13 protein-coding genes are annotated in these 13,937 nt (G+C 51.2%); 11 read left to right on the top strand and 2 right to left on the bottom strand.

Annotated elements, in window-relative coordinates; translation table 11 throughout:
- The first annotated feature begins 34 nt into the window (after window positions 1-34).
- The 7 genes from queG (at window position 35) to BM412_RS24315 (ending at window position 7,458) form a co-directional block, all read left to right on the top strand.
- Window positions 35-1,183, top strand: coding sequence for a tRNA epoxyqueuosine(34) reductase QueG (queG, locus tag BM412_RS24345; protein WP_091224625.1), 1,149 nt, complete (start codon window positions 35-37; stop codon window positions 1,181-1,183).
- Window positions 1,184-1,207: 24 nt separating this feature from the next.
- Complete coding sequence (locus tag BM412_RS24340; RefSeq protein ID WP_091224128.1) at window positions 1,208-2,239, top strand: HD-GYP domain-containing protein; 1,032 nt, start codon at window positions 1,208-1,210, stop codon at window positions 2,237-2,239.
- A gap of 538 nt (window positions 2,240-2,777) precedes the next feature.
- Window positions 2,778-3,017, top strand: coding sequence for a YneF family protein (locus tag BM412_RS24335; RefSeq protein WP_091224127.1), 240 nt, complete (start codon window positions 2,778-2,780; stop codon window positions 3,015-3,017).
- Between the two features lie 47 nt (window positions 3,018-3,064).
- Window positions 3,065-3,658 (top strand): GTP cyclohydrolase I FolE, encoded by a 594-nt coding sequence (gene folE, locus BM412_RS24330; protein ID WP_091224126.1) that lies wholly within the window; start codon window positions 3,065-3,067, stop codon window positions 3,656-3,658.
- A 155-nt stretch (window positions 3,659-3,813) separates the two neighbouring features.
- On the top strand, window positions 3,814-5,454 hold the full coding sequence (locus tag BM412_RS24325; protein WP_177246061.1) for a helix-turn-helix domain-containing protein: 1,641 nt from the start codon (window positions 3,814-3,816) through the stop codon (window positions 5,452-5,454).
- Window positions 5,455-5,584: 130 nt separating this feature from the next.
- Window positions 5,585-6,643, top strand: coding sequence for an ABC transporter substrate-binding protein (locus BM412_RS24320; RefSeq protein WP_091224124.1), 1,059 nt, complete (start codon window positions 5,585-5,587; stop codon window positions 6,641-6,643).
- Between the two features lie 14 nt (window positions 6,644-6,657).
- Window positions 6,658-7,458, top strand: a complete 801-nt coding sequence (locus BM412_RS24315) for a hypothetical protein (RefSeq protein WP_091224123.1) — start codon at window positions 6,658-6,660, stop codon at window positions 7,456-7,458.
- 35 nt (window positions 7,459-7,493) lie between these two features.
- Here BM412_RS24315 and BM412_RS24310 read toward each other — a convergent pair whose 3' ends face one another.
- Window positions 7,494-8,561, bottom strand: a complete 1,068-nt coding sequence (locus BM412_RS24310) for an alpha/beta hydrolase (RefSeq protein WP_091224122.1) — start codon at window positions 8,559-8,561, stop codon at window positions 7,494-7,496.
- A 260-nt stretch (window positions 8,562-8,821) separates the two neighbouring features.
- On the opposite strand from BM412_RS24310, the gene BM412_RS24305 reads away from it, so the two are divergent.
- Window positions 8,822-9,568: an IclR family transcriptional regulator gene (locus BM412_RS24305; RefSeq protein ID WP_091224121.1), complete on the top strand. Its 747-nt coding sequence runs from the start codon at window positions 8,822-8,824 to the stop codon at window positions 9,566-9,568.
- Between the two features lie 65 nt (window positions 9,569-9,633).
- Here BM412_RS24305 and BM412_RS24300 read toward each other — a convergent pair whose 3' ends face one another.
- On the bottom strand, window positions 9,634-10,878 hold the full coding sequence (locus tag BM412_RS24300; RefSeq protein WP_256256569.1) for an exo-alpha-sialidase: 1,245 nt from the start codon (window positions 10,876-10,878) through the stop codon (window positions 9,634-9,636).
- A 179-nt stretch (window positions 10,879-11,057) separates the two neighbouring features.
- Between BM412_RS24300 and BM412_RS24295 the strand changes: the two genes are divergently transcribed.
- The 3 genes from BM412_RS24295 (at window position 11,058) to BM412_RS24285 (ending at window position 13,888) form a co-directional block, all read left to right on the top strand.
- Window positions 11,058-11,426 carry a hypothetical protein gene (locus tag BM412_RS24295; protein WP_091224119.1) on the top strand — a complete coding sequence of 123 codons (369 nt, stop codon included), beginning with the start codon at window positions 11,058-11,060 and terminating at the stop codon, window positions 11,424-11,426.
- Between the two features lie 156 nt (window positions 11,427-11,582).
- The gene (locus tag BM412_RS24290) at window positions 11,583-12,809 is read left to right on the top strand and encodes a glycosyltransferase family 2 protein (protein WP_091224118.1); all 1,227 of its coding nucleotides are present in this window, start codon (window positions 11,583-11,585) and stop codon (window positions 12,807-12,809) included.
- Window positions 12,806-13,888, top strand: a complete 1,083-nt coding sequence (locus BM412_RS24285; RefSeq protein ID WP_091224117.1) for a glycosyltransferase family 4 protein — start codon at window positions 12,806-12,808, stop codon at window positions 13,886-13,888. The genes BM412_RS24290 and BM412_RS24285 overlap by 4 nt, the downstream gene beginning before the upstream one ends.
- Window positions 13,889-13,937 lie beyond the last annotated feature (49 nt).

Below are 13,937 nucleotides of genomic sequence, written 5' to 3'. Positions count from 1 at the left end.
TTTAAAAGGAGACTCCGAGTTGGACGGGAGCAACATGAACAAGATCGACTGGCAACAGTTAAAAGCCGAGATGAAGGACGCTGCGGCGAGTCTTGGCATTGACAAAATCGGAATCGCTTCCGCGGAGCCGTTCACTGAGCTGAAGCAGCGGCTGGTGCGGCATCGGGAGCTAGGCTATGAGTCCGGCTTCGAAGAGCCGGACCTTGATAAACGGACGGAGCCTTCGCTGTTATTCGAAGATCCGAAATCCATTATTGCGATCGCAATCGCGTATCCATCGAAGCTTCAGGATCCACCGAAGTCCGAGCCGGGAGCAAGGCGCGGTTTGTTCTCGAGATCTTCTTGGGGAGATGACTATCACGGCGTCCTGCGCGAGCGGCTGCGACGGCTGGAAGCTTGGCTGCTGGAGCGCGTGCCTGAAGGACGCTTCTTAAGCATGGTGGATACGGGAGCACTCTCTGACCGTGCGGTAGCGGAGCGGGCCGGCATCGGCTGGCTTGGCAGCAACTGCTCGATTATTACGCCGGAGTGGGGCTCCTGGGTGTACTTAGGCGAGATGATTACGAATTTGCCGCTCCCGCCCGATGCACCTGTCACGGAGAGCTGCGGCAGCTGTACGGCTTGTATCGATGCCTGTCCGACGGATGCGCTTGTAGCGCCGGGGCAGCTGAATTCACAGCGCTGTATCTCTTTCGTCACGCAGACGAAAGGTGTCGTGACGGATGAGCTGATGCGCAAGATCGGCAATCGGCTCTATGGCTGCGATACATGCCAGGTTGTATGCCCCGAGAACAAGGGGAAGAATGCCACGCACCATCCGGAGCTTATACCCGATCACGACAAAGTAAAGCCGCTTCTGGTACCGCTGCTCACGATTGGGAATCGGGCATTCAAGGAGCAGTACGGCAACAGCTCCTCAGCTTGGCGCGGGAGGAAGCCGATCCAGCGCAACGCGGTCATCGCGCTCGGCAACTTCAAGGATGCAAGCGCTGTGCCTGCGCTTGCGGATATGCTCCGCAGCGATACGCGCTTTGAGCTGCGAGCAACTGCTGCGTGGTCGCTTGGCCGAATCGGCGGCGAGGATGCGGCGGAGGTGCTTCGAACGGCCGCGCTGCGCGAGCAGGAGGAAACGGTTCAACAAGCGATCAAGGACGCGCTCATGAGCATGACAGCTTCGACGTAAAGATATGGGGAAGAGGTAGACATCATGAAATATGTCGATATCGAAGCGGTTGAACCAGGCGATATTCTCGGCAAGACGATCTACGCCGTCAACGGGGCAGTGCTGCTTTCCTCGAAAGTGCAGCTGACGGTCTTTATGATCAGCACTTTAAGACGCATCGGCGTCACGAATGTCTATATTAAAGATGCCGGCATGGAGATGGAAGAGCAAGAGGAGATTCTGTCGGAAGAAACCAAAGTCGGCATCATTAAGCAAATGTCCGAGACGATGGATTCGATTCGCTCCGGTAAAGATTTGAACTCGCGCGCGATCAGTTTAACGATTGAAGATTTGCTCTTCGATGTGATTCGCAATAAGGATGTGCTCGTTCAATTGAACGACATCCGTACGCGGGATAATGCGGAGTACATTCATGCGATGAATGTCTGCATGCTCTCGGCGCTGCTTGGCGTCAGCTTGCAGCTGAATCAAGTGCAGCTGAAGGAGCTGGCGATCGGTGCGCTGCTGCATGATCTCGGGAAGCCGGACCTTGAGGCGAATGGGGAGAATGACGAGCCCAAGCGTCATACATGGAGAGGCTTCGAGCTGCTGAAGGCCAAACGCGAGTTTAGCCTTCTTATCGCTCATGTTGCGTTTCAGCACCACGAGCATGTCGATGGAACAGGCGAGCCGCGCGGGCTGATAGGGGATCAAATTCACCTGTACTCCCGCATTGTAGCGGTGGCCAACACCTTTGATAACCTGCTTACCAGCGGCGGCGAAGGTGCCGCTGGGCTCCTGCCGCATGAAGCCTGCGAGCAGATGATGGCGATGTCAGGGACGAGCTTGGATCACGAGATCCTGGTTCATTTCATGCGGATCGTCTCGATCTACCCGAACGGCGTATCGGTTAGGCTCACGACGAAGGAGACCGGTATTGTCGTCGGACAGCACCGCGGACTGCCGGGCCGGCCAATCGTACGGGTCCTTCAGCGTGAGTCGAATGACAGCGTCGAGAGCCGCGAGATTGATTTGGCGAAGCATACGACGGTATTTATCGAACAGGTGCTGGGCTGAACTTGGCCGGGCGGTTATAGAGCGACAATGCGAACCTAACCTTGTTTTCTGAAGGTCAGGTTTTTTTGTGTTTGAGGATCGGACAGGCTTGGCGAAAGTAGTTATGCACGTTGAGTGCGGAGGCGAGTGCGTGGGGGCGAATGCGCCGATGTGAGTGAGTTGCGCAATATGGTGGTGGTGTACGGAGAGTATCGGGTGCGTACGAGGTGAGGAATGTCGGATGGGAGTTCAAACGAGGATTGCTCTAACGAATCGTACAGGGCTTATTTGCCTCAAAACGCCATTCAAAAATTTCTAACGAATCGTAGAGGTCTTATTTGACGGTTTGCGGTTATTTGGGTGCCGAATTTGCCCAAATAAGGTTTCCACGATTCGTTAGATTCTCGAAGCCTGAGAAATCGGCCCGATAAGGCTTCTACAATTCGTTAGAATCCCGTTGTACCGAAATTCGGCCTTTACAGATTGTTTGCGAACGCATGGTCCTACATGCTATTATAAGTTGCAATATACTTACAGATAAGGACAAGGTGAGATGACAATGTGGACGGTCATTATTTCGATCATTACGCTCATAGTCGGCGCTGTTGGCGGCTTTTTCGCGGGCGTATACTACTTGCGCAAGCAGCTGGAGAAGATGCAAAACGATCCGGAAATGCTGAAAAAGATGGCAAAGCAAATGGGCTACAATATGAATAACCAGCAAATGCAAAAAGCGCAGCAAATGATGAAGAACCAGCAATTTACGAAGGGGAACAATCGCCCGGGCGGACGGAGATAAGAAGGAAGTACCGGCGATTGGTTCACAGGAAAGGAGACGTTGCAGATATGGCGGGCAGGAAAGATTACGTCAACTCAGCCGTTTCATCGAATCGGGAACAAATTGAGCATCACGTTCGTGAAATATTGAAGCTCATCGGAGAAGACGTGGAGCGCGAAGGTTTGCTGGAAACACCGGCACGCGTAACGCGGATGTATGAGGAGATTTTCGCGGGCTATGAGGTAGATCCGCGCGAAGTGCTGGGCGTTACGTTTGACGAGCAGCATGAAGAACTGGTCATTGTACGCGATATCGTATACTACAGTCAGTGCGAGCACCACATGGCGCCGTTCTTCGGCAAAGCGCATATCGGCTATATTCCAAGCGGCAAGATTGCGGGTTTAAGCAAGCTTGCACGTCTGGTTGAAGCGGTGACGCGCCGTCTTCAAGTGCAAGAGCGTATTACCTCGCAGATTGCGGATATCATGGATGAAGTGCTGCAGCCGCATGGCGTTATGGTCGTCGTTGAAGGCGAGCATCTGTGCATGTGCGCGCGCGGCGTGAAGAAGCCGGGCAGCAAGACGGTGACTTCGGCAGTCCGCGGCGACTTCCGTACAAGCGCGGCGCTCCGTTCGGAGTTCCTGTCGCTGCTCAAGCAGTAAGGGCACATTCTTGTAATTGGATGAAGCATTCGTCCCAAACCGGCACAAGCCCCCAACAGGCATGTGCCGGTTTTTGTTTATGCGGATAGAAATTGCGGTCCGCATGCCGGTAAGCTAAAATGCTCTTTAGATTGTACAAGGGCGGTGATCTTGCTTTGGATGATAGAACTAAGAATGATGAGCACAAGGTATACGCCTCACTGGAAGGCTTGGTATTTAAGCTTCGAGATATCGCTCATATTAAGCAGCACATGAATGACCGGGATCTTAAGCTTCAATTTATCGAGAAACATATGATGCTCGTCATGGCCAGCGGTAAAGGCCGTCTTCATATAGATGGACATTTCGTGGAACTTCGGCAAGGCAGCGTGTATGTACTAAAGCCCGGCCACCTTATTGAAGCCACTTTTGATTCGCTTGATGAACGCGGGATTTATGAATTGGGATTCGATGTTTTCAGTGAAGATCCTACATCTACGCACGCGATACAGAAGGTCAGACGGAACAGTCCATTTCCGCTGCAAGGGGAGGTTAACGTTTCATCGCCGGTATCCGTGCATCATGCATGCCGGACAATTGACGAATACATGAAGAGCGGAGAACCTTTAAAGCGTTTCCGGAGCCAAATTCTGTTCCAAGAATTGATCGAAACCATTCTGGGAGAGGCGCTTCTCGTACAAGAAATCGGCTTGGACGCAGCTTTGGAATATGCCAAAAGCTATATCGAGCAGCATTTTCAACAGGAACTGACAATCGATCATTTGGCCAAATTGGTAGGGATCAGTTCGCGTCATTTTATGCGATTGTTCAAAAAGAGGTATGGCAGCGGCGCGATTGATTATTTGACTTTCTTCCGAATCAAACAGGCGCAGCAGCTCATTCGCAGAAACGGACAAGATCGGCTCCGAGATATTGCACGGCATGTCGGCTATCAGGATGATATTTATTTCCGGCGTAAATTCAAGCAGATCTCAGGGATACCGCCTGCGGCATTTATGAAGAACAGCAGAAAGAAGATCGTCGCTTATCATAATGCGAATATCGGGCAACTGATTGCCCTGCAAATCACGCCTATCGCCGCTCCAGCGGAACATCCATGGACGGATTACTATAGAAGAAAATATGAGACGGATGCCGTAATCCCGCTCAGCTCGGTCGAACGGGTAAAGAAAGAGGAAATTGTTCTTGCCGCCCCTGACTTCATCATCGGGATCGACATCCATGCTTCAGTCGAGGAACAGAACGGGATGAAGAAAATCGCGCCGGCGTTTTTCGTGCCTTGGATGGAGAATGACTGGCGCATGCATTTGCGATTAATCGCGAAGTTTCTTGATATGTCCTCCATTGCTGAGATTTGGCTGAATAATTATGATCGCAAAGCTAGCTTCGTAAGGGACGAAGTCCGGGATACGGTGAAAGATGACCGTCTTCTCATCCTGAGAATTAGCGGAGAGGGCTGCACCGTGCTGGCCGGCCGAAGTCTGGCCACGGTATTTTACGATGATCTGCACCTGCTGCCCGCGCACGGCGTAGACCGCATGAAACCAAACCAACAAGTAAATTCGTCGCAGCTAGCGGTATTCGAGGCTGACCGAATCTTGCTCGTCGTGGACGAGGATTCTCTATCCCAATCAACGTGGCAAACACTAGCCAACTCCGAAGATTGGAACAGGCTGGAGGCGGTTGGGAATAATCGCGTAGCGTTCATTCCCGCTTATCCTTGGATTGAATACACGGCGTTCACGCATGAGCTCATGCTTGACGAAGCGCTCAAACTTTGGCGGAATCGTGCATAAGTTTATGTCGTTATCATCAATATTCCGAAATTGAAAATTCATTTATACTCCTAATAGATGATAATGATAATCAATTCTATTTAGAGATTATCATATTGAAAAAAGTTTTTTCAGGAGGAGCACCAGAGAGATGAAACGAAATGTACGTTGGGTCAGAGGATTAGTTATCGTGTTACTCATTATGGTAAGCACGGCTTGCGGAGCGGCTAACACATCGACCGATAAGACCGATACGGCAGCCGAGAATGCTGGTAATACGAGTAATGCGAGTAATGAGAGTAATACAAGTAACACAAGTAACGCAGGCGATACAGGTAATACGACTGCAGATGAAGCAAATCAACAGCGCGTGGTGAAAACCTTGAAAGGGGACGTCAGCATTCCGGCCGAGCCTAACAAGATCATCGGCCTATCCGTCGTTTATCCGGAGTTCCTGTACGCGCTCGGCGTAACGCCGATTGCCGTTCAAAACTATCATTTGGATTTTCCTTCCTACTTGAAGGATTCCTTTAAAGATACGCTCAAAATGGGCATTGCAAGAACACCTGATTTCGAAGCCATCTTAGCGTCCAAGCCGGATTTGATTATTGCACCTACATGGTGGTCCGATAAAGATTACGGTCAGCTATCCAAAATCGCCCCTACCGTGCTTCTGCCGCAGCGGGATAATTGGCGCGACGAATTACGGGATATTGGCGAAATCCTCGGTAAAAAAGAACAGGCCGAAACGGTCATTAAGGATTTGCAAGTCAAAGAAGAGGAAGCCAAGAAGAAGCTCGATCAATTGGTCGGCGATGAGACCGTGCTCTATATGGAGATTATGGATAAGGAAATCTTCATTTACGGTGAAAAAAGCGATCGCGGCAAGTTTATTCATGTAGGGCTTGGCCTAAGCTCGATTAAAAATTTTCCGCAAAGCGAAAACAGCCTTTCGATTTCACTGGAGAAAATTCCTGAATACAATCCGGATCATATCATCTTGCAAATGAGCGACGATGCGAATCAAGCCGTTCAAGATCGGTATAAAGAAATGATGGACAGCTCGTTATGGAAAAACATGACGGCCGTAAAGAAAAACCAGGTTTATCTGATGGGGAGCAAGGAATGGTTTAACCTTGGCATGTCTCCGCTCGCAGATAGCAACGCCATTGACGAAGTCGTTCATGCTTTCGAAGATAAACAAAAATAAAGGGAGGGTATGCAATGAGTACGATGGACTTGGGACAACTCGAGGAGAAGTTTTTTCTGACATCAAGGGAGGCGGAGAAAACCGTGCTCATCATGCCCGCGGCAGATTTATTAAACGAAGACAAGCTGCTGCATGTATTGAACGCATATGGTCCGCTGCTGCAAGCGCAAGAACGGCCGGAAACGGCAGCGTTCTTCATCAGCTGGTATGCGGGCGTCTGCGGCGCGTTGCAGCATATGCTGTTTCACTGGACTGACGCCGTCTTAGACGTGTCATCCTCCAATTTGACCCTTCAATTAATTGCCGAATCCTCCTATCCTCAGTTTTCATTTCAACTCAACACTATCCGATACACAGAAATGCCAAATGCGGACCGCGACGTTTGGCTGAAGAAAACGTTGGATGCTTTTTACAGGGAACAAGTAACGCCTATGATCCAAACGCTGGCGCGTCTGGCTCGAATGAGACCGATTGAATTATGGGGGCAAATTGTAAACGCCGCTTATGATCAAATGGAGGAGGAACTGAGCGAAGTCACGGACGAGGAACGCAGACAGGCAATTATTCATCACTACCAGACGCGGCTAACCGATATCGATGCCAGCGCATTCGGACTTCCGAGAAATCCATTTGCAGCGAAACGCAGCTATATCGACGATCCTGCGGATGCCAACAAAAAAATGGCATTGAGGACGGTGTGCTGCCTTGCCTATTGCCTTCCTCATCGCCTCGAGCGGACATTCAATTATTGCTATACGTGCCCGCGTCTGAAAGAGAAAGATCGCGCATTAATGAAAGCGAATGGTCAGTACTGACCATTCGCTTTTGATTGTCTATTATGTTCTCGAACCTAAGCGGCGGAGGTGGATTTGCGAGCGGCATCTACTTGGCTAAGGAACAGAGCAGCGCGCTGAATATATTCCTTCGGATGCGTGCGGAAGAGCATCTCATGCATGCCGCCTTCCACGATCCACTCGCGCGAGAGCGAATTGTACTGGCTTGCAGATACCTGCTCCGCGGTGGTCACCGGAGCTATAGCGTCGGCTGTACCATGCATGATGAAGAGCGGCATGTCATAGGTCGTTTGCAGCACTTGCTCGACAGGCAGTTGATTAAAGTTTACGCCCGTGAAGAAAGGGAGCATCCATTCGATGATCGGGATGGACGGGTACTTAGGCAAATCCATGTATTGGCGTACGTTATTGTATAAGGAATCCGAGCTCGGAAGAAACGTGCTGTCGAGGATCATGGCATCGATGCTGTCCGTCGAATCCGTTTGGAGCGCTGCCTGAAGCGCAGTGCCGGCTCCCATCGAGAAGCCCCAGACGACGACCTCGTCAGCGCCCTGCGACCGCGCATAGTTGACTGCCGCCAGCAATTGCTGCGACTCTTCCTTGCCCCCGGTTGCCGGAGAACGTTGTCCGGAGGAGGCGTAGCCGTAATCAAACATGAATACATTATAGTGCAGCCGATTCAGCAGGGCGGCCAATTCATACATGGGCACCCATGTTTCCTCACGGTTCGCGCCATAGCCGTGGCTGAATACAACCGTTCTGTCGGAATGTGTTTCCGCTCCGACTGCAGGGATATACCAGCCGTGAACGGTAGTGCGGCCGCTTTTACTTGGGAAGGAGACATCGCTGTAATCGAGCCCTTGAGCAATCTTCGGGTTAGAATATAACGCAGGTACATAGGGATGTGCGATTACCCATGCGACATAACCATGAAAGGCAAGCGCAGTGAACAGCAGCAGGGCTGCCAGGGCTGAAAGTACGGCAAGCGCAGCGTGTTTGCGTCGTGTGCGTGTTCCGGCAAGCGCCCGTTCGGGAGCTTGCGGCGAAGGCAGCATAGGGGGAAGCAGTCCGGGCGTAAATCCGCCGGCTGCGGGTAGTGCAGGACTCATTGTTGTTGTGCTCATGGTGGAGGCCCCCTTAAGAAGAGTGATTATAATGACAATTGCTTATTGAATTATGAAAGCGCTTAACTAGTTCTATATTCCTATGGTATGGCGCGCCGCCATGGCCTGTCAATGCGTGTCGACGTAATGTTAGCGTCCTGTAACATGGCTGTAAAATAAGTCGATTCGGATGCCAAAGCTTTACCGGGCTGCCATCCTTACGTTATACTGACTGTAACCAAGTTTCACTCAGTGAAACTATAGCGAGGAGCCAACCTACTATGGCCGAGGATGGAAAATCAACGGTTCGTGCTGTCGAACGAGCACTGGATATATTGCTATGCTTTACGGTTAAGAAAGAGTGGGCGATGACGGAGCTTGCCGATAGCGTCGGGCTTCATAAAAGCACCGTACATCGCATGCTCGCCACGCTGGAGGAACGAGGCTTCGTGGCTCGCGATGCGGCTTCGGATCGCTATAAGCTCGGGCTTCGCATCTGGGAACTGTCGGCTAATATGTCGGGGGCGGACGACCCAGCTGTGATTGGACTGCCGGAGATGGAGCGGCTGCGCGATATGCTGGGGGAAACCGTCAGCTTGTATTTGCGCGACGGCAATGAGCGGATCCGCATTCAAGCGGTCCAGAGCATCCAGGCCATACGCAGGGTGGCTCCTATCGGAGCCAGATTGCCGCTGTACGTCGGCGCATCAAGCAAGGTGCTTATCGCCTTCGAGGAGCCTGCCAAACGCGAAGAGCTGCTTGCCGACGCCTCGTGGCCGACTGCCTTCGATCGGCATCAGTATCGGGAGCAGATGGCGGAGTGGCAAAAGCTCGGCTACGCGATGAGCGTGGAGGAGCGCGAGCAGGGGGCGGCAGCGGTAGCTGCGCCGGTCTTCTCTCGCACGGGCAAGCTGGTCGCTGCGTTGTCCGTATCCGGTCCGGCCAATCGGCTCACGACCGAAATCATGCGCAGTCAAGCGCCTGCTGTTATCGAAGCGGCCCGCCGGCTTGGCGTCATGCTGAAATAAACAAAATAAGAGTCGAGCCGAGGGCTTCTGCCTTCGAGCTTGACTCTTTTTTTTGCGCAAGGAACCTATGGAATGACGGTATCTGAGTAACCGGCGAAGATACAGAACGTACCCGGCGACGTATCCATCCATACGCCGATATAGCCGCCCGGAGGAACGCTGACGATGTCGATATAATCGCCGATGAGCGGAACCGGTACAGGACTGCTGGCATTCGGGTTGAACGAAACGTTGGTAATCCGGGTATTCGTGAAGGTTTGACCGCCGTTAATCGACCGGGCTACATACACGTCGAGATCGAAGCCATTCACCTGATTGCTGTAGTAGATGATGTTGACGACCCCTGTCAGTGGATCGACATCAATGGCGGGGAAGAAGTTCTGCGAATTGGCCGGCGCGCCCGTAATGCTGACCGGCGTCGTCCAGTTATTCGTGTCGGGGGCACGTTTAGACATGAAGATATCGGCATAACCAAGACGGTTATCCTGCCATACGGCATAAGCTTGGTTCGTGAAGGGTCCTACTGACCGATCGGTTGAAATATTGGCAAAGGTGAGTACGCGGAAGTTGTAGCCGACAACGGGCAGCGGGGAAGGGACAGGGACGACGTTCGAGACGACAACGGCGTTGGGAAAGGAAGCGCCGCCGTCAAGCGATTGACGAACGATGAAGTTAAAACTTGGGTCAACCGTAACATAGGCGACATCGACAACACCGACCAGATCGACGGTAATATCGGGCCGTTCTACTTGATCGGCTTCGTTCGAGAGCAGCAAAGGCTGATCCCAGGTAGCGCCGTTATCTCTGGAACGATTGAAGAAAGCAACCGAGTTACCGCCGTTATCCACGTTGAACTGACGGTTATAGGTAACATACATATTGCCGATAAACGGACTTGCCTGCGAGGCATCGACCGTGCAGTTCGTTTCATCGTTGTTGATATACGAACCAAAGCCAGGGCTGACAACCACGGGAGCGCTGAAGGTCGCACCGTTGTCAACGGATTTGTAGACGACGGTTGTACCATATTCTTCGCCGGGGAAAACATGTGCCGTTACGATAAAGATATTGGGAAATCCATACGACACAACAGGAGCTTCGGCACCATTAAAGCCCGGTGGCAAAGGGAGCAGGCTGTTGACCCAACTGAATCCCCCGTCTAGCGAACGGTACAGACCAATCAGAGGGGGACCTGAAGACTCGTCGACGGCAACCGATATCATAATGCCCGGGATGAGCAAATTGACAGCGACGCTGGGTTCGAATTTCGGGTTTCCTGATGGCGTGACTTGAAAGTTGAAATTGGCCACGATTTTCCTCCTTTTAATTCGGAATATTTCCATAGTGTATTCTACGAAAATAAATGTACAATGTTCGTTTAACTATCACGATTAATATGAAAATATGCGATTGTCAGTGTATTTTTTCCCAATCATTCTGCATGTCGTACGAATAAAATGTAATTAATTGACATACAGGAGGTGAGGACATGCCGTTTTCATCAGGATTGATTCATAACGATTTACCGACGCCTGCTTCAGGTGTTGTTATAAACGCACGGAATATCACCAGCACGACGGCTCTGGTGTTGATCGAGGTCTATGTTGTACCTCCGACGACGAATACGCTCACGCTTATCTATCTAACCGGCTACATGTTGCCCGGGAAATCGAGCGATTCCCGTCAGTTTAATATTTCAGGCGACATTGCCTATGAAATACAGGTCAATGCGTCCGGGGTACTTTCAGAGGTTGTTTTTACGGCTTTCGGGGTTGACGAATTTGGTACACCCGTCGATGGCCAGCAAATGCTTGCGCTGGATTGGCAGGAAATTTCGGCTTTCTCAACAACGCCATAGTAGAAGGTTCATACAATTAGAGATGGGAATTTAGCGAAATGGCGCTGAATTCCCATTTATTATGAAAAGGCTATCGCCTCAAGGGATAGCCGCACAAGCAAACGGGTGCCATGGAAATACAATAGTACAGAATGGTGCATTGGAAGGAGTGACAGTATGATCGACTTAGGGGTTGTCATGCCACTATACAAACAGAAACCCGCGTTTCTTGCAGCGGCGCTGGGATCTGTGCTTAAGCAGACGTTCCAGCAGTTCAAGCTAATTATTGTCATTGACGGAGCGCCCGAAATGGAACCGCTCGTCCGCATGCTCATTCAAGGCGATAAGCGAGTGCAAATCGTTTCCCATGTTTACAATCAGGGAGTCGCCAAAGCGCTGAACACCGGTTTTCAATATTTTTATGACATGCCCAATATCGCCTATCTAACTTGGGTGTCCAGCGACAACATCTACTATCCGAGATTTCTGGAGACGCTTCGCAATGCCTTAGTGAAAGGACCGCAAGAGCTTGGCCTTGTTTACAGCTCGTTCCAATCGGTCGATAACGACGGCAACACGATCTATGATGAGAAGATGCTTGCCGTCCAGCGCCAATATCAATCGCAGCCGATTGAGAAACTGCTGGATTCCTCTCTCATCGGTGTCTCCTTTATGTATAAATCGATTTATGCCAAACAGATTGACGGTTATGAGCTTGTGCCGGTAGAAGATTATGATTACTGGCTGCGTATCACCGAGCATTGCAACATCAAGTATATTCCTGTGGAGCTTCTCGATTATCGGGTGAACTCCACGTTTAGTGTATCAGCAACGCTGCAATCGACTTCCCAGCACCGCATATGGCGGTACGCGTATCATTTGGCGAGACATCACGCCAGGATGCGCAGGGGGATTGCCCCCTACATGACGATACTATTTCCGGTGAAGGAGTCCAGCCCGGAGGTCATCGCGCGAATCGAGAACCTCTACGAGCAAACCTTCAGTAACTATACATGCTATATCCTGGATCTCTCTCCGGACATGAGGGTAACCGCTGATCTGTCTCATATTTCGCATCCGACGACGGATTTCAAATGGTTCCCGAATGCCAACGTGGCAACAGCTCTGCTTCACGCTATCCAGATGGTTCATACGCCTTACAGCTACATCCTCGGACCGCGCCTGTTTAATGACTTAATGGAGCTTACGGTGCTGCACAATGAGATGGAGAAAGCCGCTCCCGAACTCATGTCCAACTACTACACCGAGGATGGCAGCGCGGTCGGTTATCGGCATTCCAGTACCCATAGCGGTAAAGCCGGGATGTACGACGAGCTGTTCCGCAGGCAAAGTCTGGTCGACTATGTGAAGGCTAACTTTGCTCAAATGAGTGATCCGGGATGAAACTTTTATTTACCTTCTTTAATCCCAGCGGCGGCATGGAAACACTCAATCGGATCCGCTGTCATGCCTTCATGAAAATGGACGTGGAATGCCACTTGCTCTATTCCTTGGATGGCGAGGGGCGCAAAAACATTAAAAACATTCCGACGTTCGTGATGAATGACGAGGCTTCCATCGCCAAGCTGATCCAGAAGCAAAACTACGATGCTATCGTCGTATGCACAGATGTGACAATGTTGCTGGCCATCAAGAAGGCCGGTTTTAAAGGACATCTTATCTTTGAAATTCAAGGGCTCGGAACGCTGCAAACCGCCAGCGCGGTGCTCACAGACATATCGGCCCGCGTGCTGCAGGCGGCAGACGGCGTGCTGTACCCGCAGACGAGTCATCTGCAGGAGCTGATGATGGCGCATCTGCACGGCATCCCTCATTTCTGCTTTGACGACCCGCTGGATACGGAGGGGTTCGGCTACAGCTCTTACCCGCCGAAGCCGTTTCCGATCATTGGCTGGGTTGGCCGAATTGAGGCGAATAAGAATTGGCGGGAGTTTCTTCTCATCGGTTCCCGCATGCTGCAAAACCATCCTGAAGGGTATCTGTGGATCTTTGGCGATACGACACTGGGCGATCCGGTGGAGAAGGAGCATTATGACAGATGGGTTAACGGCCTGCAATTGCAAAACAAACTCATCGCTTATTCGAACATTCCGCACGAGCAAATTGCAGACTATTTCTCGGTCATTGGGGATTCGGGGGGATTTCTCTGCTCGACCTCCATTCTGGAAGGCTTCGGCTATGCGGTAGCGGAAGCGATGCTCTGCCGTTGTCCGGTGCTGACAACGGATTCGGACGGTATCCGCAGATTTCTGATTCATGATGTAACGGGGAAGCTGTATGCGCGCGGCAACGTCAATCAAGCCGTCATCCAAGGCGAATCGCTAATGAAGGACACTACGCTTCGCAATACCATTCGCAAAAATGCCGAGAAGCATATCAAACAGCATTTCTCTTCCGAGAAATACACCACTAACTTTATGAACATGCTAAAGAGCTTATCGCAGCGAAAGCCGAGGTTTTAGCATTATAAATAGATTGAACTACAAAATAAGCGGGTCCGCTCCATGAGGA

Origin of the sequence: Paenibacillus sp. BC26 (genome assembly GCF_900116125.1) — a bacterium.
GTDB lineage: Bacteria > Bacillota > Bacilli > Paenibacillales > Paenibacillaceae > Paenibacillus_Z > Paenibacillus_Z lignilyticus.
This window is presented reverse-complemented; position numbering and strand designations above follow the sequence as displayed.

Bases quoted from the DNA above. Each gene is read 5' to 3' on its own strand.
- queG (WP_091224625.1), top strand. From the start codon at position 35: ATGAACAAGATCGACTGGCAACAGTTAAAAGCCGAGATGAAGGACGCT.
- BM412_RS24340 (WP_091224128.1), top strand. From the start codon at position 1,208: ATGAAATATGTCGATATCGAAGCGGTTGAACCAGGCGATATTCTCGGC.
- BM412_RS24335 (WP_091224127.1), top strand. From the start codon at position 2,778: ATGTGGACGGTCATTATTTCGATCATTACGCTCATAGTCGGCGCTGTT.
- folE (WP_091224126.1), top strand. From the start codon at position 3,065: ATGGCGGGCAGGAAAGATTACGTCAACTCAGCCGTTTCATCGAATCGG.
- BM412_RS24320 (WP_091224124.1), top strand. From the start codon at position 5,585: ATGAAACGAAATGTACGTTGGGTCAGAGGATTAGTTATCGTGTTACTC.
- BM412_RS24315 (WP_091224123.1), top strand. From the start codon at position 6,658: ATGAGTACGATGGACTTGGGACAACTCGAGGAGAAGTTTTTTCTGACA.
- BM412_RS24310 (WP_091224122.1), bottom strand. From the start codon at position 8,561: ATGAGCACAACAACAATGAGTCCTGCACTACCCGCAGCCGGCGGATTT.
- BM412_RS24305 (WP_091224121.1), top strand. From the start codon at position 8,822: ATGGCCGAGGATGGAAAATCAACGGTTCGTGCTGTCGAACGAGCACTG.
- BM412_RS24295 (WP_091224119.1), top strand. From the start codon at position 11,058: ATGCCGTTTTCATCAGGATTGATTCATAACGATTTACCGACGCCTGCT.
- BM412_RS24290 (WP_091224118.1), top strand. From the start codon at position 11,583: ATGATCGACTTAGGGGTTGTCATGCCACTATACAAACAGAAACCCGCG.
- BM412_RS24285 (WP_091224117.1), top strand. From the start codon at position 12,806: ATGAAACTTTTATTTACCTTCTTTAATCCCAGCGGCGGCATGGAAACA.